This is a genomic window from Bacteroides sp. AM54-2NS (genome assembly GCF_003602935.1).
In the GTDB taxonomy this organism is placed as follows: domain Bacteria; phylum Bacteroidota; class Bacteroidia; order Bacteroidales; family Bacteroidaceae; genus Bacteroides; species Bacteroides xylanisolvens.
Genome location: NZ_QTMZ01000035.1, coordinates 36,941 through 58,790, shown reverse-complemented (window position 1 = coordinate 58,790; position 21,850 = coordinate 36,941). Strand labels below are relative to the sequence as shown.

Annotated in this window: 20 protein-coding genes and 2 pseudogenes; 8 read left to right on the top strand and 14 right to left on the bottom strand. The window is 41.5% G+C overall.

The window, feature by feature from the left end:
- Positions 1-232 precede the first annotated feature (232 nt).
- From DXA05_RS18885 to DXA05_RS18870, 3 genes are all read right to left on the bottom strand, one after another.
- On the bottom strand, positions 233-1,507 hold the full coding sequence (locus tag DXA05_RS18885; protein ID WP_087318716.1) for a clostripain-related cysteine peptidase: 1,275 nt from the start codon (positions 1,505-1,507) through the stop codon (positions 233-235).
- Between the two features lie 422 nt (positions 1,508-1,929).
- Positions 1,930-2,829: a response regulator transcription factor gene (locus DXA05_RS18875; protein ID WP_008022588.1), complete on the bottom strand. Its 900-nt coding sequence runs from the start codon at positions 2,827-2,829 to the stop codon at positions 1,930-1,932.
- Positions 2,830-2,859: 30 nt separating this feature from the next.
- Positions 2,860-3,762, bottom strand: a complete 903-nt coding sequence (locus tag DXA05_RS18870; RefSeq protein WP_008022585.1) for a helix-turn-helix domain-containing protein — start codon at positions 3,760-3,762, stop codon at positions 2,860-2,862.
- Between the two features lie 204 nt (positions 3,763-3,966).
- On the opposite strand from DXA05_RS18870, the gene DXA05_RS18865 reads away from it, so the two are divergent.
- Positions 3,967-4,983, top strand: coding sequence for an SDR family oxidoreductase (locus DXA05_RS18865; protein WP_087318113.1), 1,017 nt, complete (start codon positions 3,967-3,969; stop codon positions 4,981-4,983).
- A gap of 105 nt (positions 4,984-5,088) precedes the next feature.
- Here DXA05_RS18865 and DXA05_RS18860 read toward each other — a convergent pair.
- The 3 genes and pseudogenes from DXA05_RS18860 to aspT all read right to left on the bottom strand — a co-directional run bounded on the left by DXA05_RS18860 (position 5,089) and on the right by aspT (position 9,168).
- Positions 5,089-5,636, bottom strand: a pseudogene (locus DXA05_RS18860) (occludin).
- A 174-nt stretch (positions 5,637-5,810) separates the two neighbouring features.
- On the bottom strand, positions 5,811-7,451 hold the full coding sequence (gene aspD / locus DXA05_RS18855) for an aspartate 4-decarboxylase (RefSeq protein WP_008640015.1): 1,641 nt from the start codon (positions 7,449-7,451) through the stop codon (positions 5,811-5,813).
- A 22-nt stretch (positions 7,452-7,473) separates the two neighbouring features.
- Positions 7,474-9,168, bottom strand: a complete 1,695-nt coding sequence (aspT, locus tag DXA05_RS18850; protein WP_008022577.1) for an aspartate-alanine antiporter — start codon at positions 9,166-9,168, stop codon at positions 7,474-7,476.
- A gap of 169 nt (positions 9,169-9,337) precedes the next feature.
- Here aspT and DXA05_RS18845 point away from each other — a divergent pair, with 169 nt between their 5' ends.
- Complete coding sequence (locus DXA05_RS18845) at positions 9,338-11,005, top strand: formate--tetrahydrofolate ligase (RefSeq protein ID WP_008640016.1); 1,668 nt, start codon at positions 9,338-9,340, stop codon at positions 11,003-11,005.
- A gap of 338 nt (positions 11,006-11,343) precedes the next feature.
- Here DXA05_RS18845 and glyA read toward each other — a convergent pair whose 3' ends face one another.
- The 8 genes from glyA to DXA05_RS18805 all read right to left on the bottom strand — a co-directional run bounded on the left by glyA (position 11,344) and on the right by DXA05_RS18805 (position 17,492).
- The gene (gene glyA / locus DXA05_RS18840; protein WP_004303451.1) at positions 11,344-12,624 is read right to left on the bottom strand and encodes a serine hydroxymethyltransferase; all 1,281 of its coding nucleotides are present in this window, start codon (positions 12,622-12,624) and stop codon (positions 11,344-11,346) included.
- 134 nt (positions 12,625-12,758) lie between these two features.
- The gene (locus tag DXA05_RS18835; protein WP_087321158.1) at positions 12,759-13,499 is read right to left on the bottom strand and encodes a porin family protein; all 741 of its coding nucleotides are present in this window, start codon (positions 13,497-13,499) and stop codon (positions 12,759-12,761) included.
- 16 nt (positions 13,500-13,515) lie between these two features.
- Complete coding sequence (locus DXA05_RS18830) at positions 13,516-14,085, bottom strand: flavin reductase family protein (protein ID WP_004303449.1); 570 nt, start codon at positions 14,083-14,085, stop codon at positions 13,516-13,518.
- 108 nt (positions 14,086-14,193) lie between these two features.
- On the bottom strand, positions 14,194-14,655 hold the full coding sequence (gene pyrI, locus DXA05_RS18825; RefSeq protein ID WP_009039537.1) for an aspartate carbamoyltransferase regulatory subunit: 462 nt from the start codon (positions 14,653-14,655) through the stop codon (positions 14,194-14,196).
- Complete coding sequence (gene pyrB, locus DXA05_RS18820; RefSeq protein ID WP_009039538.1) at positions 14,652-15,593, bottom strand: aspartate carbamoyltransferase; 942 nt, start codon at positions 15,591-15,593, stop codon at positions 14,652-14,654. The genes pyrI and pyrB overlap by 4 nt, the downstream gene beginning before the upstream one ends.
- A 112-nt stretch (positions 15,594-15,705) precedes the next feature.
- Entirely contained in the window at positions 15,706-16,485 is a 780-nt protein-coding gene (locus DXA05_RS18815; protein WP_008022568.1) for a DUF4373 domain-containing protein, read from the bottom strand.
- Between the two features lie 23 nt (positions 16,486-16,508).
- Positions 16,509-16,853, bottom strand: a complete 345-nt coding sequence (locus DXA05_RS18810) for an SH3 beta-barrel fold-containing protein (protein WP_009039539.1) — start codon at positions 16,851-16,853, stop codon at positions 16,509-16,511.
- A gap of 228 nt (positions 16,854-17,081) precedes the next feature.
- Complete coding sequence (locus DXA05_RS18805; RefSeq protein WP_008022561.1) at positions 17,082-17,492, bottom strand: DUF4119 family protein; 411 nt, start codon at positions 17,490-17,492, stop codon at positions 17,082-17,084.
- A gap of 128 nt (positions 17,493-17,620) precedes the next feature.
- Between DXA05_RS18805 and DXA05_RS18800 the strand changes: the two genes are divergently transcribed.
- From DXA05_RS18800 to DXA05_RS18765, 6 genes and pseudogenes are all read left to right on the top strand, one after another.
- Positions 17,621-18,571: a tyrosine-type DNA invertase cluster 3b gene (locus DXA05_RS18800; protein ID WP_008022559.1), complete on the top strand. Its 951-nt coding sequence runs from the start codon at positions 17,621-17,623 to the stop codon at positions 18,569-18,571.
- A gap of 395 nt (positions 18,572-18,966) precedes the next feature.
- Positions 18,967-19,494 carry a UpxY family transcription antiterminator gene (locus DXA05_RS18790; RefSeq protein WP_128859497.1) on the top strand — a complete coding sequence of 176 codons (528 nt, stop codon included), beginning with the start codon at positions 18,967-18,969 and terminating at the stop codon, positions 19,492-19,494.
- Positions 19,495-19,564: 70 nt separating this feature from the next.
- Entirely contained in the window at positions 19,565-20,452 is an 888-nt protein-coding gene (rfbA, locus tag DXA05_RS18785) for a glucose-1-phosphate thymidylyltransferase RfbA (protein WP_128859496.1), read from the top strand.
- 44 nt (positions 20,453-20,496) lie between these two features.
- Positions 20,497-21,066 carry a dTDP-4-dehydrorhamnose 3,5-epimerase gene (gene rfbC, locus DXA05_RS18780; RefSeq protein ID WP_087321143.1) on the top strand — a complete coding sequence of 190 codons (570 nt, stop codon included), beginning with the start codon at positions 20,497-20,499 and terminating at the stop codon, positions 21,064-21,066.
- A gap of 5 nt (positions 21,067-21,071) precedes the next feature.
- Positions 21,072-21,358 (top strand): annotated as a pseudogene (locus DXA05_RS27900) (sugar nucleotide-binding protein); the annotation flags it as partial.
- Positions 21,359-21,372: 14 nt separating this feature from the next.
- Positions 21,373-21,846, top strand: a complete 474-nt coding sequence (locus tag DXA05_RS18765) for an acyltransferase family protein (RefSeq protein WP_120068620.1) — start codon at positions 21,373-21,375, stop codon at positions 21,844-21,846.
- The last annotated feature ends 4 nt before the right edge of the window (positions 21,847-21,850 follow it).

Below are 21,850 nucleotides of genomic sequence, written 5' to 3'. Positions count from 1 at the left end.
TAAAAAAAGGAGCAACGCCTTGCTCCAACCTTTGTTAACCTTAAATCTAATACTATGAAAAACACATTGCAAAGATACGGACTCTTGGGAAATTAGCAAATAATCCAAGAAAAAAAGTATGTTTTATAACATTGATTAAGAATTTGTATTCTCGAATCTATTTTTATTAAGAGATTTGACCGATCACAGACAAGAGTAAAGCTCCATTATCGTACTATTTCTTTTAGTAGCCTTAATGAGTGGCAACATACCACGCTGTTTCGTTCTTTTTCAAAGCAGCTGCACTAGTGCTTGGATCAGAAATAGTGATACCGGAGAAAGTATTGATTTTTTTTCGTTCTCCATAATAGGAGGATATTGCTGTAAAATAATACTCCGTATTCCTTTTATATGGAACTGTGCGTTTCAGTTGTTCGTTGAATTGCTCCAATAAATCAGGATCGGAGCATAGCTTTGCAACATAATCACCACAATCAAAGAATATGGAAGGTTTATATCCGTCTAAACTCTGCAAAGAAGAAATTAATTCTTCGTTAAACGTATAACGTTGATTTATTTCTTTCATAATGGCCGCCAGATTATCCACTTCCGAGCAATCTGTGACACTGATTGTTCCGCAGGGAGTGACATAATTTGAATAAAAAGAATAAAAAACATCACAAATCTTTTCATAATCTATGTTTCCGATTAAGTACTGGCCGATCTTGTCGTATGGCATGCCATAAGCCATGATTTCACTTGTGGATGCTATCAGGTGACTTGTTACGTTTTTAAGGTCATAAGCAACCTCTACTGTCGACATATAGCAGTCGTCGAAAAGGATATACTCCATTTTCAATCCTGCGCTCGATATTCCTTCGGCAAGTGTAGTAATATCTGTCTGATACTTGGATTCTCTGCCTCCGAAGAGACGTGTCATAGGTGTATTCCCATATTCCCAATGTTTTTTAACTGTTTGCAGGCTACTGCGTGATTGCGTTCTTGATACGGGGATCCATCCCATCCCGTGGCATCCGATAATCATTGCATATCGTTTGGCGGGAGAGTAGGTCTGTACATCATTCAGGATAGAAGTGATACCCTCGGCCGTTGTATAGCTGGGAGTCGGATAATTATAGCTTTTTAAAGCCTTCTGCACAGCTGCGCCTTTTTCGTAAGAAAGCTCATAGAGAGTGGCTTTTGTAGCCGTTGTGCACATAAATACGAGAACCCGCTCGTTTTTCAATATATTCTGTCCGATAATACTTTTCAGATCAGCAATATTTTGATAGAAAAAGGAAGTCAGGTCAGTCGACCAAGGCAGATACATAAATACAGTTTGTTCATTATCCGAACGAACCACCGGGTCGGTAGGATCAGGATCTGTCGGATCAGTGTTGTCCGTCTGCCTTGTGTTGGGAGATGTAGAAACCGGATCTTCTTTCTCACACGAAATCATGCCGAAAGAAAGAAATAATACGAAGAGGATTGATTTCATCAGACGATAATATTGTTGCATTGTTTCCATTATTCTACTAAGGATTAAATTTTCTTTTTATATATAACGTAAAAAGAGAACTTTTTGATTTGCTTTACCGGGACATAATTGATACATCTCTCTTTGCAAAGTTACTGAAAAATAGCGTAATTCCAATACCGTCATTCATAAGAAAGAACAGCTGTCCGGGAAATGGTAACTTAGGAAGTTAAAGAGGAGAGTTGACGTATGGACATAAAAAAAGGAGCAACGCCTTGCTCCAACCTTTGTTAACCTTAAATCTAATACTATGAAAAACACATTGCAAAGATACGGACTCTTGGGAAATTAGCAAATAATCCAAGCAAAAAAGTATGTTTCATAACATAGATTAAGAATTGGATATTTCAATTCAAATTTTATTAAGACTTTTTTGTTGCTTTATCGTCCTCCAATCCTTTTAGATTTCATTTCTAGTTAGGTACTCTGAAATCATTCGGAGAGCAACCGGTAACTTTCTTGAATAGCCGGCTGAAATACTGCGGATTCTGGAAACCCAGTTCTCGTGTTATCTGATTAACTGTTTTATCAGTATTCAGCAACCAGTCTTTGGCAATCTCGAAACGTTTGAACTCGATGTATTCTTTAAAAGATTTCCCCGTTTCGTGCTTCAGCAAGTCGTTGAAATATTCAGGAGATAAATGAAGCACGTTAGCGCAATACTCATTTGAAAGCACATCGACACCCGGTACCGGCTTCGTTTCGAAATGGTTATTTATGATTTTATCAAATTGCTTGATAATCTTTTTATTCACTTCGTTACGTGTAATGAATTGGCGTTCGTAGAAACGTACACAGTAATCCAGCAATAGCTCTATATATTTGGAAACTATTTTTTTGCTGTGGCGATCAATACAACGTTCGAGTTCCTGGTTGATTCTGTCCATAAATTCCAGAATGATCTGTTTCTCGCGCAATGATATATGCAGTGCCTCTTCAGGCTGATAAGAGAAGAAAGTATAGTTATCTATATTAAGCCCGAGCGGAGTACCACAAATCAGATCGGGATGAAAAGCCAATATCCATCCTTTGGAAGGAAATCTTTTATTCTTTTCTTTCATGCTGATAGACTCTCCGGGAGTCAGGCAGATCAAAGTACCGTCCGAGAAATCATAATACTGGTGACCATACACATAGGCCTCACATTTACACTCACTCAATAGAATCGTATAAAAGTCGAACTTGATGTCCGTATGAGGCGACAAGTCAGCCTTTGAGAGATCAATGACACTCACTAGTGGATGTAGTGTTTTGCTTCCCAGACAACAATTGCATTGATGCACGGTTCCTATTTTGAGTACTTTATCTCCCATGATGTTGAGACTCCTGTAGCTAAAAAATGCTTAGTTTCTTTGTTTATATTCGTTCGGGGTGCAACCGACATGCTTTTTAAACAATCGGCTGAAGTGTTGTGGATATTGAAATCCCAGTTCATAAGCCACCTGGCTGACAGTTTGAACACCTTCCAGTATTCTTTCTTTTGCCAGTTCGATAATCCGGCACTGGATATATTCCTGTGCAGTTTTTCCTGTTTCCTTCTTTATCAAGTCTCCGAAATAATTAGGAGAGAGACATGCCTTGTCTGCAAAATATTTCACGGATGGCAGTCCTTCGGTTATTGCCACCTGATTCTGGAAGTATTCGTCCAGCAATTGCTCGAATTTTACGATAATATCTTTGTTCGCCTGATTACGTGTAATAAACTGCCGTTCGTAGAAACGCATACAGTAATCCAGCAGCAGTTCGATGTTTCGCACGATGAGTTGCTTGCTGTGTTTGTCGATAGGGTGTTCCAGCTCGATCCTGATTTTATGTATGCAATCAGTTACGATTTCTCTTTCCTGGTCTGAAAGATGCAATGCTTCATTTACCTCGTAAGAGAAAAAAGTATAGTTCTTGATATGCTGTCCTAATGAAGTTCCGCGGATTAAATCGGGATGAAACAAAACGCCGATTGACTTGGTGCGGGGAGCAGGCCTGTTGCGGTTGTCTATTCCGCTCACTTGTCCCGGTGCCATACAAACAACCGTTCCTTCCTGATAATCGTAATTCTTACGTCCATAAGTGAGGTCGCCACATTTTGCATCCTTCAGGAACAAGCAGTAGAATCCGATATTCATACGGATATATTCAACTGACCTGGTGGCTTTTGAGAAGTCGATTACATTCACCAAAGGGTGCAATGTTTCCAGTCCAAACAATTGGTCATACTGATCGACGGTTTCAATTTTTGTTATTTCATCCATATGCTTCTGTTATTAATCTGATACAAAGATAAAACATTTGAAGGTATCTTTTTAATTTCATTCAGCAAATCAGTAATATGGGTATAAGAATCAGTAATCTGTATACTACATAAACTTTCGGGCAGAAAAATAAATGGCAATGATTGCTGGAAGTAAGTGATGGAATTGATATATTTGTTCCGGAGAATATAAAAAACAGGTTTTATGAAAGCATTATTTATTGGAGGAACAGGTACGATTAGTACAGATGTAGTGGCATTGGCGCAACAAAAAGGGTGGGAGATTACTCTCCTAAATCGTGGTTCGAAAAAGATGCCGGAGGGAATTCACAGTATCATTGCGGATATTAATGATGAAGAAGCTGTGGCAAAAGCCATCGTGTCCGAACATTACGATGTGGTTGCGCAGTTCATCGGATATACGGCAGAAGACGTGAAGCGTGATATCCGCCTGTTCCAGAATAAAACGCGGCAATATATCTTTATCAGCAGTGCCTCTGCCTACCAAAAGCCATTGGCCGATTACCGCATAACCGAAAGCACCCCTTTGGTCAATCCCTATTGGCAGTATTCCCGTAACAAGATAGAAGCGGAAGAAGTGCTGATGGCAGCCTATCGCACAAACGGTTTCCCCGTTACAATCGTTCGTCCCAGCCATACCTACAACGGAACAAAACCTCCCGTATCTGTACATGGCGATAAGGGAAACTGGCAGATCCTAAAACGAATCCTTGAAGGTAAACCTGTTATTATCCCCGGCGACGGTTCTTCTTTGTGGACATTGACTCACTCTAAAGATTTTGCCAAAGGTTATGTAGGACTGATGGCGAACCCTCATGCCATTGGGAACGCTTTTCATATCACTATCGATGAAAGCATGACCTGGAATCAGATTTATCAAACCATTGCCGACGCGTTGGGTAAACCTCTGAATGCATTACACGTAGCCTCCGATTTCCTTGCCAAGCATAGCGATCATTATGATTTCAGAGGTGAACTGTTAGGAGATAAAGCAGCTACGGTAGTCTTTGATAACTCGAAGATAAAGCGGTTGGTTCCTGATTTTATATGCAATACTTCCATGGCAGACGGATTACGACAAGCCGTACACTATATGCTTTCCCATCCGGAATCACAAATACCCGATCCGGAATTTGATTCATGGTGTGATCGTATTGCCAACGCAATAAGTGCGGCAGATAAGGCCTTCGAGCTTTCCTAATTCTGTGCCGAACTTACTTAATTTAATTCCGGACTGTCTGATCTAATCTATAGGACTACTTGGTTTTATTTCAGACTTCCGGGGTTGTATATTGAAGTACCTTATTTAATAAGGCGCGTTTCGTCCTTGTTGTACTTCGATTCGTATTCCGAAATTACCATTTGCCGATTTCAGTTCGAATGCTCCCCGGAAATTATTTCTTTCCCAAGGCATAGCGCTGCGGTTAGCACCCGCCAGCCATCCTTATCATAATCTCCGTAGGTATTGATTCTCATTCCGTTTTTCAGTTTGAAAGACCCCATCTGTATAAACTGTGGAGAAGAGGACAATCCCCAACCATATCCGTAGCCAAAGCCAGAAAAACCAGAGAAAGAAGACGAAGAAAAAGAGTCAGTGAATCCTTGCGAATAAGTAACGTCTGTATTTAAACGAAAGAGCTGATTATAATCTTTCGTCATATTAGGCATCTCTAAATTAAACTTGGGAAGTTCGGGAGTCGCTACATTCATTAACCCCATATCCAGCAGAAAGCCACCAAACTCTTTAATATTGGTGGATGGAGCACGACGAATACTATCGGAAGGAATTTCCGACTGTGCGGATGCAAAACCGACCGATAATATCAGCGAAAGAAATAGAATCAGTTTTTTCATCTTCGTAAAGGTTGATTTACCACAAAGATAGAGATTTTCAACCTGACTATTCGCTTCCGTTATGTTTTCTTAGAAAAAAACTATCTTTTCAGTTATTTACGATTAGGCGATTTACAATGTACGATTGAGGTTACTATCCTCAATCATACGATCGTAAATCGTCTAATCAGTTAATTATTTTGATGCTTTCCATGTTTGGGCATATTCTTCCAACACACACTTGATGCTTTGCCCGATTTTCACATAATCGGCTTCATTCAGATTAGCTAGTGACACACGCACGCTCCATTTCGGTCCGGCAAAGCCACCGCCATTCAACAGCACGAGTGAAGTTTCGTTTGCCAGACGGAAAACCACATCCAGCGGATTGTATGTCTTTTGCAGATAAGCAACGAAGTCATCTCCGTAGAATTTCTTCGCCCATACCAGCATATCAATCTCCGAATAATATCCGGCACGCAGCGGATCCTCTACCAGTGTGAACCCCGTGTTATCCCACAACGCATGCAGGCGTCGATGAATAATTTCCTGCATCTTGGTTTTATAACTGTCTTCTTTATCCAGAAGCGAGAAGATGGCAAACAAACTCATTTGCATTTGTTGAGGCAGAGAAAGCCCTGCGGTATGATTCAGCGCAATCTGCCGGCTGTCAGCCACCATGCGGTCGATAAATTTCATCTTTTCCGGTTGCAGGCTAAGACTGGAATAACGTTTGTTCAATATTGATTTCTGCTCCTCCGACAGGCGGGCAATCATTTTGTCGTAGATGTTGTCTTCGTGTAAAGCAATCACTGCGGTTCTCCATCCCGTAGCTCCGAAATATTTGGAGAACGAATAAACGCAAAGCGTATTGTGTGGCAATTCTGCCATCAATGAACGGAAATGAGGGATAAACGTTCCATACACATCATCCGTAATAATCATCAGGTTCGGATTGTCATTCTTCACAATGTTGATGATACGTTCGGTAGTCTCCCTGCTAAGTGCGTAACTGGGCGGATTACTCGGATTGGTGATAAATAACGCTTTGATCCGCGGATCTTTCAACTTGTCTATATCTTCATCCTTATACTGCCAGGTGTGCAATCCGTCAGGAGTCATCTGGTCGGCGGAAATCTCGGTAACGTCAAACTGATAGCGTCGCAATTCCGGGATTTCTATATAAGGAGTGAACACGGGAATCATCAAAGCAATGGCATCTCCCTGATTCAACAGGAAATTCTCTTGCAAAGAATCGAACAGATAACACATGGCTGCCGTACCCCCTTCGGTGGCGAAAAGGTCAAAAGTCCCTTTCGGTGGACGGCGGTCACACATCTCTTGTGCCAAGTAATCCTGCACGATTAACTCTGTAAAATGTAAAATACGGTCGGGCACAGGATACTGGTCGCCGATGACCGATTCCGCCCATTCGTGAATCAGCGTATCCGGATCGGCAGCATGCTCCATCAACATATAATTGTAGCCCTCTTTCAGCAGATTAGCCCCCGGAGCTTTTTCATTCTCTTTTAGGAAAGCCTCGAAACGGGCGGCTATTCCAGCCTTTTGCGGAATACCTGCTATTCCTTCTTCCAGTGAAAACGCATGGCGACATTCGCAAAGTCCGAATTGTCCCAACAGAAAAAATGCTTCGCGTGGTTCGGTAGCAATCCAGTTCGGATTACCTCTTCCCGCATTCAGCATGGTATGTGCTATTTTCTTGATACTTTCATCTGCCATATCGATCAGTTTGTTTTTCAGCTCGAACGGGCTGATCGTTTCCATTTTCTTGGCATAACTTTTCGTAATGGCAGGGTTATTTGTTTTCTTTTCCATAATGATATTTATTTATATAGTTTTACATAAGTAACACGATGACGACTCCCCAGATAATCAGTAGCGTATTGCCGACTGCATACGTCACTGTATACCCTAATGCAGGTGTATCACTTTCCACTGCATCCTGAATCGCTCCCAGTGCCGCTGTTGTGGTACGTGCTCCTGCCGTGCATCCCAATGAAAGGGCAGGGTGGAATTTGAACAGGTATCTCGCCATCAGCAATCCTGCGAGAAGAGGGATGGCTGTTGCCAGTGCACCGACAATAAACAGACTGACTCCGACTTCCTTGAATCCGGCTATAAAACTGGGGCCTGCAGCAATGCCGACCACTGCGATAAACATATTCAGCCCTACATTATTCAATACCCATAAAGAGGGTTCGGGGATACCTCCGAAAGTAGGATGCTTGCTGCGTAACCAACCGAACAGAAGTCCGGCAATCAATGCGCCGCCACTGGTAGAAAGACTGATAGGAACACCTCCCAGATGGATAGCCAGTGCACCGAAAAGACCACCGAGCAAAATGCCCAGCCCGACGAAAATCATATCCGTCTGATTGGTCGGACGGTCAATGTAACCCATTTGTTTGGCAGCGTCTTCCACTTCATGTTTAAGACCGGTGAGCTCGAGAATATCTCCCGAATCCACAACTGTTTTGGATAATACCGGAACATTGATTCCGGCACGCTTGATGTTGCGGATACTGACTCCGTGCATAAATTTCTGTGCCCGGATTTTGGCTACCGTTTCGCCGGCAAACGTCCGGTGAGTCACCATTACGGGAAGAGTTTCCGCCGGAAAATCCAATAATTGTGCGTCGATCACTTCCGGACCGATCCAGTCTTCTTCTCCGATTACAAACTCACGGCGTCCGCTTAGTACTACTTCGTCGTTTTTGTGAAGAATCAGGTTCGGATTGACATCTTTCACCACTCCTCTTTGACGAATCCGCTCTACAAACAGCCGTTTATCATTCTTGCATAAATATGTTTCGAGTTCACTGACTTTCTTTCCTTTGCCGAACCATTCATTGGTGATTTTATAGGCACGGAATACCACCGGACGAAGAGCCGGGGAAAATCCGGGTTCATCAGCTTCCGATGTTCCCATTTGAGCCTCCAATTCTTTGCAGTCAGCTTTCACCTTATCCAGTCCGCCCAGCATTTTAGGGCCGAGAGAAGCCAGAATCCATGCAGAACCGGCTGTACCGAAGATATAAGTTACAGCGTAAGCTACCGGAATCGCATTGATGAATGTCGCTTTTTGCGCATCGCTGATTCCCAATTGGTTGATTGTATCGCTTGCCACGCCGATCACGGCGGATATGGTCTGTGAGCCTGCCAAAAGTCCGGCAGCTTCCCCTACATGGTATCCCATGATTTTGGCGAGTATCCATGGTGCCACCAGGCTGACAATACACATCAGTACAGCGAATCCCACCTGTGGCAGCCCATCCTTTTTTAATCCACGGAAAAACTGCGGACCTACCTTATAGCCGACGGCAAACAGGAAAAGCAGAAAGAACACAGCTTTCATCGGACCATCCACAGTGATATTCAGTTGCCCGACCAATACTCCGACCAGCAGAACACTGGTGACTGTCCCCAATGAAAATTTTCCTATTTTGAGTCTGCCCAGCCAGAATCCGGCAAAGAGCGTCAGGAAAATAGCAAGTTCAGGGTGTACCCTTAATTGATTAATAATCCATTCCATAATTAAGTTGTTGTTTTAGGTTATGCCATTTACAACAGTTATTGCGTGAAAAGAGTTTATAGTGTTTATGATAAATAGATATATAAATATCCGATGAACTTTAAATTTCTCTATTTCGCTTTTTTGTTATACTTTTGTTCTTTCAAAAATAAAACTAATCATATTCTGTATGAAATCAGACATAGAAATTGCTCGCAGCATTGAGCTGAAGAAGATTAAGCAAGTTGCCGAAGGTGTCGGAATTCCTCGCGAGGAAGTGGAGAATTATGGTCGCTACATCGCAAAGATCCCTGAACAACTGATTGATGAAGAGAAAGTGAAGAAAAGCAATCTCATCCTGGTCACTGCTATCACAGCAACCAAAGCGGGCATTGGCAAAACTACCGTATCTATCGGTCTTGCTTTGGGACTGAATAAAATTGGAAAGAATGCGATTGTTGCTCTTCGCGAACCGTCTCTCGGTCCTTGTTTCGGAATGAAGGGAGGAGCGGCCGGTGGAGGATATGCACAAGTGCTTCCGATGGATAAGATTAACCTTCATTTCACAGGGGATTTTCACGCCATTACCTCTGCCCATAACATGATTTCGGCTTTGCTCGACAATTATCTCTATCAGAACCAGGCAAAAGGTTTCGGATTGAAAGAAATTCTTTGGCGGAGAGTGCTTGATGTGAATGACCGTTCGTTGCGCAGCATCGTTGTCGGTCTTGGACCTAAATCCAACGGGATTACCCAGGAGTCTGGTTTCGATATTACTCCTGCTTCGGAAATTATGGCGATTCTTTGTCTTTCCAAAGATGTGAGTGATTTGCGTCGTCGTATCGAAAACATCCTGTTGGGCTTCACTTATGACGACCAGCCTTTTACCGTAAAAGATTTGGGAGTGGCAGGAGCCATCACCGTGCTATTGAAAGATGCCATCCATCCTAATCTGGTGCAGACTACCGAAGGAACCGCTGCTTTTGTACACGGCGGTCCGTTTGCTAATATCGCACATGGTTGTAACTCTATTCTGGCCACTAAATTGGCAATGTCTTTCGGCGATTATGTAATTACAGAAGCCGGATTCGGTGCCGATCTTGGTGCAGAGAAGTTCTACAATATCAAATGCCGCAAGAGTGGACTCCAACCGCGTCTCACGGTGATTGTCGCTACGGCACAAGGATTGAAGATGCACGGAGGTGTCAGTCTCGACCGTATCAAAGAACCGAATATGGAAGGACTGAAAGAAGGATTGCGTAATCTGGACAAACATGTCCGTAATCTTCGTTCATTCGGTCAGACGGTTATCGTAGCTTTCAATAAGTTTGCGTCCGATACCGATGAAGAAATGGAATTGCTGCGTGAGCATTGCGAACAGTTGGGAGTCGGTTTTGCCATCAACAATGCGTTCAGTGAAGGAGGAGAGGGGGCAGTAGACATGGCCCGCCTGGTGGTAGATACAATCGAAAATAATCCGTCCGAACCTTTGCGTTATACATATAAGGAAGAAGATAATATACAGCAGAAGATTGAAAAGGTGGCTACTAATATTTACGGAGCCAGTGTAATTACTTACAGCAGTATTGCACGCAACCGTATCAAACTGATCGAGAAAATGGGCATCACTCATTACCCGGTTTGTATTGCTAAAACACAGTATTCATTCTCTGCCGACCCTAAGATTTATGGTGCGGTGAACAACTTCGAGTTCCATATTAAAGATATTGTAATCAATAACGGAGCTGAAATGATTGTAGCCATTGCCGGAGAAATTCTTCGTATGCCGGGATTACCTAAAGAACCGCAAGCATTGCATATCGATATTGTGGATGGAGAAATAGAAGGATTGAGCTGATATACACTTAAAGAACACTTGTTCTGGCGCTATGCCGGTAAAATAAATCCCCGTCTTTCCCTATAAAATGAATGTGGAAAGACGGGGATGACTGTATATAGAGTCCAGTGTGCTTCTCTTTTCTCTTCATGCACACTGGACGGTTGAATTCGTACTTGTTGTGGGTGATATATGACATCATATATTTCTTTTATAGTAAGAAAAACGAAATTCCGAAAAGATGGTTCGAACGGGACCGTTAATAAATAAAAAAAAGGCCTGCTCCTTTCGTAAAGAGCAGACCTTAAATGGGAATTAAGCTAATAACAGTTTACAATTACTAGCTTTAAAATTGTGTTTTAGTAAGCGAAAAGAGGATATTTTTTCATTGTCTCATTGACGCGTGCACGTACTTGTGCAATAACTTCCTCATTTTCTACGTTAGACAATACAGTCTCGATCATTTCTGCAATTTCGAGCATCAAGTCTTCTTTTGCACCACGAGTTGTGATAGCAGGAGTACCCAAACGGATACCGGAAGTCTGGAAAGCCGAACGGCTGTCGAACGGAACCATGTTCTTGTTAACGGTAATATCAGCAGAAACCAATGCTTTTTCTGCCACTTTACCTGTCAGATCAGGATATTTGCTACGCAGGTCGACCAACATAGAGTGGTTGTCTGTACCACCGGAAACGATGGTAAAGCCGCGGTCGATCAAAGCCTGTGCAAGTACGGCAGCATTCTTCTGTACTTGTTTAGCATATTCCTTAAATTCAGGTTGCAGGATTTCACCGAAAGCAACTGCTTTAGCAGCAATTACATGTTCCAACGGTCCGCCTTGGATACCCGGGAAAACGGCAGAATCCAGTAATTGAGACATCATCTTGATCTCACCTTTCGGAGTTTTCTTACCCCATGGATTGGGGAAATCCTTACCCATCATGATGACACCACCACGAGGTCCGCGAAGTGTTTTATGTGTAGTAGAAGTGACGATATGTGCATATTTAACCGGATTTTCGAGCACTCCGGCAGCGATCAGACCAGCAGGATGAGCCATGTCGATCATCAGGATAGCGCCTACTTTGTCAGCGATTTCACGCATACGTTTGTAATCCCATTCACGAGAGTATGCAGAACCACCACCGATAATCATTTTTGGTTTCTCACGAAGAGCGACTTCTTCCATCTGGTCGTAATCAACGCGTCCTGTTTCCTGATTCAAGTTATATTCGCAAGGAGTATAGATGATACCGGAAGTGTTCACTAATGAACCGTGAGACAGGTGTCCGCCGTGTGCCAGATTTAATCCCATGAATTTGTCGCCCGGATTCAGAACAGCAAGGAAAACAGCAGCATTAGCTTGTGCTCCCGAGTGTGGCTGTACGTTTGCCCATTCAGCGCCGAAAATTTCTTTCAGGCGGTCGATAGCGATTTGTTCGCTTTGGTCTACTACTTCGCAACCTCCGTAGTAACGTTTGCCGGGATAACCTTCTGCGTACTTGTTAGTCAGGCAAGAACCCATTGCCTGCATTACCTGGTCACTCACAAAGTTTTCTGATGCAATCAGCTCGATTCCTTTCAACTGACGTTGATGCTCTTTTTCGATGATGTCGAAAATGATGTCGTCTCTTTTCATTCTTTTATAAGTAAGATTAAATTTCTAATTCGAGATACCTATTTTAAGCGCACAAAGTTAATGAAAATAAATAAAGAATGAAGGAACAGCAAGAAAAATGTTAGTAAAAAGCGGGATTTAATGATATTTTATTCTTAAAGAATGAATCCCAATGAAAAACTTAACGCGCTGTCACGGCGACGGAAAATAATGTTGCTCACACCCGTACTGCCGTCGGAGTTGATATTGTCATAAATGATAGACTTGGAGATGTTTCCTATACCTTGTTCGTAGCGGAAATCGAAGAAGATACGTGAGATGTTGACACCTACGCCAATCACTGCGCTGACATTGAACGGATACAACTTTTCGTGAATACCCTTTTGGTCGAAATTCTTAAAAGTGATTTCATTGTGCTTTCCCCATAGGTAGCGAAGCTTGGGACCTGCGAAGATAGACATTCCGTATGGTCCTTTTTTCACTACGTTATATCCATATAGAACGGGAAAATCGACACTGTGCAACACCGATTGCACCGAAGCGTAATCAGGCTCGATGGCAGGATGCTGGGAACCGAGTTTGTCGAAAGTAATCTCACATTTGCTTACATTATACGACACTTCAGGCTGGATGAAATGTTTTTTCATATTGATGCGCATGAAGAGAGCACCAAAATAACCTATCTTGTAGTTATTCTGCACCTCATCGATAGTTACATCTTTAATTTTCAGTTCAGACACCATGAACATGGAAGAGTTGAAGCCCGCTTTGATACCGATATTTATTTTTTTTGTGTTGGGACGGTCTACTCTGTCTGCGTTATAATTCTGTCCGACAACCGGGCTGCCGGCTGCAACTAATAAACCAAGAAGAATGAATTTACGCAGCATATCCATGACAGTATTGTTCCTTTTATGATTTTTTCTTTTCTACACTCCAACCGAACTTACCGATTTTCTCTCCCAAATTGTAATATCCTCCGTGCACATATACCAGCGGATTAGCTTCCGCCAGTTCCAGCTTTCCGGTTTCGGGGTTCAGGTTCCGTTCGTCGGCACGCACATTTACCACGTCGGCAATAAACATATCATGTGAACCAAGAGAGATGATTTCTTTTACACGACATTCAATGCAAAGAGGTGATTCTTCAATCAGCGGGGCACTGACTACCGTACACTGTCCGGGTGTCAGTTTCATCTCTTCGAATTTATGATAATCACGTCCCGAACGAACTCCGCACCAGTCGGTGGCAAAAGCCATGTCTTTGGTTGTCAGGTTGATAACAAACTCCATGTTCTTTTTGATAATATCGTATGAATGGCGTTCCGGACGTACGGATATATAACACATGGGCGGGTTCGTGCAAATCGTACCCGTCCATGCTACTGTGAACATATTATATTCGCTTTCCTCTTTTCCGCAACTGACTAGTACAGCCGGCAGCGGATAAATCATCGTTCCTGGTTTCCAGTCCTGTTTCATAGTTGTCATTTTTTCACCACAGATTACACAGATTAACACAGATATAGATGTTATTGTCCCATAAAATAAAAATCTGTGTGAATCCGTGTAATCTGTGGTGAGCTGAAGTTAGAGGATTGTTATCTCTTCACGTCTCTGTTCTTTTTCGCAATAATGGCATTTCACGATGCAATTATCCTTATCTATCACATGAAAGATGGTGCTCATCGGTTCATTGTTGGTAATACATTTCGGATTGGCACATTTCACGATGCCACGAAGCTCATCCGGCATTTTTACCTCTTTCTTTTCCACTACCTCGTAATCGCGGATAATATTCAGTTTGACGTGCGGTGCTACTACCGAAATACGGTTGATCTCTTCGTCACAAAAGAATTTATCTGCAATTTTGATGATTCCTTTTTTACCCAGCTTCTTGCTGTCGAGGTTGAATCCGATCGTGATATTGCTTGTCATTTGTTCCACACCGAGCAGTTGCACTACGGTGAAGAGCTTTTCAGATGGGATATGGTCAATCACTGTTCCGTTTTTCAGGGCAGCTACTTGCAATGCTTGTTTATTTTCGCTCATAATAAAATATCGTTTTTAACGTCCTCTAATGTGATACCTAATACATCGCAAAGGATTGCTTCGCGGGCATACAGACCGTTTTGTGCCTGTTGGAAATAATATGCTTTCGGGTTGTCATCCACATCGTAAGCAATTTCGTTGACACGGGGAAGCGGGTGCAGGATACGCAGGTTCGGACGTGTGTTTTCCAACATTTTGTTACGGAGAATATATACATTCTTCACCCGTTCATATTCCATCAGGTCGGTGAAACGTTCGCGTTGTACACGGGTCATATACAGAATATCGGCGTCGGCGATAATCTCTTCGGAAAAGTCTGTATGTTCAACGTATTTTATTTGGTGCGTTTTGCAGTAAAGTTTGTATTCTTCCGGCATTTTCAATTCTTCGGGAGCGATAAAATGGAAAGTCGGATTAAAGTGTCGCATCGCCATCAGCAAAGAATGTACGGTGCGGCCGTATTTCAAGTCACCCACCAGGAAAATATTCAAATTTTCCAGCGTTCCTTGCGTCTTGTAGATAGAGTAAAGATCGAGCATCGTCTGCGACGGGTGCTGGTTAGCTCCGTCACCTGCATTGACAATGGGCACCGGGGCTACTTCGCTGGCATATCGTGCAGCTCCTTCGAGATAGTGTCGCATGACGATAATATCTGCATAGTTACTCACCATCATGATCGTGTCTTTAAGTGTTTCCCCTTTGGAAGAGCTGGTGGCCTTGGGGTCAGAGAATCCGATTACTCGTGCACCGAGACGGTTGGCAGCTGTTTCAAAACTCAAGCGGGTACGGGTGGAAGGTTCGAAGAACAGGGTTGCTACTACCTTTCCTTGTAATAACCGGCGATTGGGGTTCATTTCAAACTGCTTCGCCATTTCGAGCATGTAGAGGATTTTTTCTTTAGAATGTTCGGCAATGGTTACTAAACTTCTGTTTTCCATTTTGTTATCTTTTATGTGGATAGAACTTGTTTTACCGGAGCGTAAAGGTACGAAGAATTTGTGAAAAGCACAGATTTTTCGTACCTTTTTTATCAGCTTTTAATCAGTCGGTTTATTTCCGTCCGCTGGCTAGTGCTGCAATGATATATTTCCCCGGTGCTCCGATTTTGCTCCAAGCCGTATTGGAGAGTAGTTTCCATACTTGGGTGCCTTTCCTGCCATAGTCTGATAACCGGAGAATTGTCTGCCTCTCCTTCAAATTAGTCACTTTGTGGCGTTCCAGACTTTCTATCAGTCCGTTCATGTTGTGTGTGGCCTGATTGTATGCATACCCCGGAATTTCAAACGAAGCATCGCTTATTTCTTCTTCTTCAGTATTTAGTTTAGTTTCCTTTAGTTTAGTTTGTCGAGAAATGTCTGCATTTTCAGAACTCACCTCCTCTTGAGTTGGAAAAATGTTAGCATTTTCCTTGTTCAACTCATCCTTGTGTATCCTTTTTCTCTGTTTGGTCTCTAATAAATAAGGTAGTTGTGAGAAATCTATTTTTCTTCGTGTCGTAGCTTCGAACCACACTCTTTGAATCTGTTCCGAAGTGAGTATACCGTGTTTCTCGTAGGTTTCTTTATGGAAAAATCCTTTTTCCAATAACAGATCGACAATCTTTTCCATCATGTCCTCTTTGATCCCGCCACCTACTTTGCGGACGAAAATTAGATTTTGTTCTTTCCCCCAAGAGATGTAATATCCCTCTTTATAGATTTTGCAAAGCAATCTCATGACCATGTAAGAAGCTAACACTCCGAATTTTGCTTCTAATAATTCCATCACTTCTTCGTCAAAAAAGTTTGCCGGTGTCGGGAAGTAAGGTATCCCTTTATTAATCATATTCATTATTCAGTATTTTTTATTATAAACTATACAATGGCTTTCCATTCCATCAGGTTTCCGATCATGAATCTTCTCCATCCTTTTTGTTCTTCACTCCAATAGATAATAGACTCTTGTTGTGCTGTGATATTAAATTCTCTATGAAAGAATTTTTCATATCCTACCAGTGTTCCTCTTTCCAGGCAGAACGTACCATCCTGCTTATGAAAAGCTATCATTGCATTTCCATACAACATGTGTTCTATTAGTTTAATGCACTCCTGTACAATTCTCTCTGCACATTTATCCGAAATCCCCTTTTCGGCAGTAATACGTTTTTTCCATACTAATTTGCAAGCTTCCAACTTGCCTTTCTTGATCTTTTGTCTCATTTTCTTCTGTTTTTTGATTGAAAAATTAAGTTTTTATTTAAACATAAATATCCCCTGTCGGATAGTGACGGTATGCTGTTGTCATAGCGTTACTATCCTTTCATTATAGTGACGCTATGACAACAGCATACCGTCACTATTTTTTGAGAGAAATTCTTGTTGTTTTCCGACCGGTTGAAAACGGCGGCGAAGGTAGGTCTTATATTTCACTTGTCCCATTATTTTTTCTTAGTACTTGCTTTTAAGCTTTTCAGCCTGTTCTCTTTTTTCCTTTTTCTCTTTCATATATTCTTCTTCGACAGACTTTTTCAATGCCGCCAATTCTGCATGTATACTGCTAAGTTCCATTAACTTATAGCCGCCATGCTTGTGAATGTATAATACTTTTTGGTCATAGATATATTGGGCCAGATTTATCAGCTTTTTTTTCTTAGGATGGTGGAAATATCCATCGATAAAGATTCTCAAATGCATGGTGAGATAAAGGCGGATATCTCCACTGATTGCTATTCTGTTTTCCAGCTCTTCTTCACTGATGATTTCTTCCTTTGACTGTCTTCCAGGGGCTTTTCCCACTGTTTGAACATTTCTTTTTGCTTTGTTGTTTTTACTTCCTTTTTTAGATTTTTCGCTTCTCATAATTAGTTAATTTTTGCAATATTAATGAATGTTAATTCGAAAATAATATCTGGAAAGTGAAATTGAACCTGCAAAAAGATTTGTTCTTTTGTCGCTTGCCAAATAGTATATATATAAAATAACTAGTGATGCAAATGATGAATAAAAATGGATTTAGTCGATGTGGTGAGAACTACATCAATCGTTTACGAAAGGAAGGGCGTTATTCTACGGCGCACGTTTATAAGAACGCCCTTTATTCTTTCGGGAGGTATTGTGGTACATTGAATGTGTCGTTCAAGCAAGTTACCAAGGAACGTTTACGACGTTATGGTCAGTATCTTTATGAGTGTGGTTTGAAGCCCAATACGATTTCTACGTATATGCGTATGCTTCGTAGTATTTACAATCGGGGAGTGGAAGCGGGGAGTGCCCCTTATGTTCCTCGATTGTTTCATGATGTCTATACAGGTGTGGATGTCCGGCAAAAGAAAGCTTTGTCTGCCGGTGAATTACATAAGCTTTTGTATGAAGATCCCAAATCGGAACGTTTACGTCGTACACAAATTATTGCCGCCCTGATGTTTCAGTTTTGTGGAATGTCATTTGCTGATTTGGCACATTTGGAAAAATCAGCTTTAGATCAGAGCGTGTTGCGCTATAATCGAATCAAGACGAAAACTCCTATGAGCGTAGAAGTATTGGATACCGCCAGGGGAATGATAAATCAACTCCGGAGTAATCAGGAACCCATTCCCGATTGTCCGGACTATCTGTTTGATATACTTTGTAGTAACAAAAAACGGAAGGATGAAAGGGCATATCGTGAATATCAGTCTGCTCTTCGGAATTTTAATAATCGTTTGAAAGATTTGGCGAGAGTTTTACGGTTGAAATCTCCGGTTTCTTCTTATACACTGCGCCATTCTTGGGCAACGACAGCGAAGTATCGTGGAGTGCCAATTGAAATGATCAGTGAATCATTGGGGCATAAATCTATAAAAACGACACAAATCTATTTAAAAGGTTTTGAACTCAAAGAACGTACAGAGGTAAATAAAGGGAATTTATCTTACATTAGAAACTATCGTTTAGGTTGATAGTTAACGATAAAGTGTTAGAAATCAAGGGCGAAATGTTTCCGTTACTTCTTAGGTAACGGATAAGGTACTCATTCACAGAAAAACAGATGAAAGCAGAAAAACATGGACAGGAACTGCCTACAAAGATGTTTTTCTAACCTACGCGAAGGGAAAAGCATCTTTGGAAACAGAGTACAGGAATTTCAGGCACGATCAAACAGAATCATCATGTCCTGATATATTTTTGTTGCATATTTCAACAATTCAGAAAAAAAAGAAGATTTTACTTGTTTACTATTTGTATTTTTGCATATCTTTGCACCGAATAATTATCCGTTACCTAAGAAGTAACGGAAAAGTAAGGGGTAAAAAAGTATGATCTAACGAAAGAAACTTTAAGTGCTGGGCCTAGTATTGGGACAGGGGAAGGCGTAGCACACTCTAAACGCTGGTATGTCGCTCTGGTCCGTATGCATCATGAAAAGAAAGTAGCCGAGCGTTTAGATAAAATGGGGATTGAAAATTTTGTACCAGTCCAGCAAGAAGTACATCAATGGAGTGACCGCCGTAAAGTGGTTGAATCCGTATTGCTTCCTATGATGGTTTTTGTACACGCTGATCCCAAAGAACGTAAAGAGGTTCTTTCCTTTTCCACTGTTAGTCGGTATATGGTAATGCGCGGTGAGAGCAGTCCAACTATCATTCCTGATGAACAAATGGCTCGTTTCCGTTTTATGCTCGACTATTCCGAAGAGGCAATTTGTATGAATAGTGCTCCTTTGGCACGTGGTGAAAAAGTACGTGTTATTAAAGGTCCTTTGACTGGTCTTGTAGGAGAACTTGTTACGATAGATGGTAGAAGCAAAATTGCTGTTCGGTTGAATATGCTGGGGTGTGCTTGTGCAGATATGCCGGTGGGATATGTGGAACCATTTAAATAGGCACAGAATAAAAGCTACTTTGTGTCCATCTCAAAACAGTTTACTTATTTTGAAATTGAAATAAGCTTTTATGAAAGGAATAGTTTTAGCTGGTGGTTCAGGCACTCGTCTGTATCCTATCACCAAAGGAGTGAGTAAGCAGTTGCTTCCTATCTTTGACAAGCCTATGATTTATTATCCGATTTCAGTCCTTATGTTGGCTGGAATCCGTGAGGTCCTGATCATTTCCACTCCTTATGATCTTCCGGGCTTCAAGCGTCTTCTGGGTGATGGCTCCGACTACGGAGTACGGTTTGAATATGCCGAACAACCATCCCCGGACGGTCTGGCTCAAGCTTTTATTATCGGTGAAGACTTCATCGGCAATGATTCCGTCTGTCTGGTATTAGGTGATAATATCTTCTATGGCCAAAGTTTTACCCGCATGTTGCAGGAGGCTGTCCGTACAGTCGAGGAAGAGCAGAAAGCAACTGTGTTTGGCTATTGGGTTGCCGATCCCGAACGTTATGGAGTTGCCGACTTTGACAAGGATGGAAATGTTTTGAGCATTGAAGAAAAACCTGCAAACCCAAAATCCAATTATGCTGTAGTAGGACTCTATTTCTATCCCAATAAAGTGGTAGATGTAGCTAAACATATAAAGCCTTCTTCTCGTGGGGAACTAGAAATTACGACTGTCAATCAGGAGTTTCTTGATAACCACCAATTAAAAGTTCAACTATTAGGCCGTGGTTTTGCCTGGCTTGATACCGGCACACACGATTCCCTTTCCGAAGCCAGCACTTTTATTGAAGTGATTGAAAAACGTCAGGGATTGAAAGTAGCCTGTCTTGAAGGTATTGCCCTACGTCATGGCTGGATAACAGCTGATAAAATGCGTGAACTGGCAAAACCCATGTTAAAGAACCAATATGGTCAGTACCTTTTAAAAGTAATAAATGAACTGGGACTGGAATAATGCCATATTCCTTTCCGGTAATCTAATAACTAACACTAATCACAGTGGAAATAATCAAAACTACTATAGAAGGCGTTGTAATTATTGAGCCCCGCCTTTTTAAAGATGACCGTGGTTACTTTTTCGAATCTTTCTCTCAACGTGAATTTGCAGAAAAGGTCCGTAAGGTAGATTTTGTCCAGGATAATGAAAGTAAATCCAGCTATGGTGTTTTGCGTGGTCTTCATTTTCAGAAGCCACCTTATGCGCAAAGTAAACTGGTACGTGTCATTAAAGGCTCTGTCCTTGATGTGGCTGTCGATATCCGTAAAGATTCACCAACATTTGGAGAGCATGTATCAGTGGAATTGACTGAAGAAAATCACCGTCAGTTCTTTATTCCGCGCGGATTTGCCCATGGCTTTGTTGTCCTGACGGAAGAGGTTATTTTTCAGTATAAATGTGACAACTTCTATGCTCCCCAATGTGAAGGTGCCCTGGCTTGGGATGATCCTGCATTGAAAATTGACTGGAAGGTTCCTGCTGATAAAATAATTCTTTCCGAGAAAGACAAACATCACGAATGTCTGGAAGAAGCTAGCTGGTTATTTGATTATAACGAAAATCTGTATTAGGTTCAATGAATATTCTAGTGACAGGAGCTAACGGTCAGCTTGGTAATGAGATGCGCCGTGTTTCATCAGTCAGCTCCAACCATTATATTTTTACCGATGTGGCAGAGCTGGATATAACCAGTCGTAATGCTATCCGTAGAATGGTTAATGACAACCATATGTTATCTATCAAGTGATTGAGGAGAATCAATTCTATAAAGAGGGTATTTACTATTTCAGTAAGGAAGGTGTATGTTCATGGTATGACTTTGCAAAAGAAATCTGTGACTTGAGTGGCAATGTGTGTGATATTATATAAAAATAGCAATGCCAAACTACTATTCTGGGGTGAAACCGGCATTTACGCAATTTCCTTCTTTTATCATTGGCGTTTTAATTGGTAGCTTTTCAAAGCTAGGAGTTAGAGTTCCTACTTTAAAATATTTTCTTATTCTGTGTCTATGTAGCATTATTTTCATGGGGGTATTTTATGATTTTTTCTTATACGATTATTTTGCTATGATTAGGGTGCTTCTTTCTATTCCGCTTGTGTGCATTATTTGTGAGTTAATTTCAACTAAAAAATACTTTTTAAAGATTAAATCGGTCTTAGTATGGTTTGGTAAGTATTCATTAGAGTTGTATGTTATCCATTTGATGCTTATGAAATTAGTTAAAAGTATATCACCTTATACTGTACAGATGAATGTAATCATAGTGCTTGCCATCACATTTGTTCTTCTCATTCCTATATCAAGAGTTGTGAATAAAGTTAGTGATTTTATATGTGCGCATCTTTAAATTT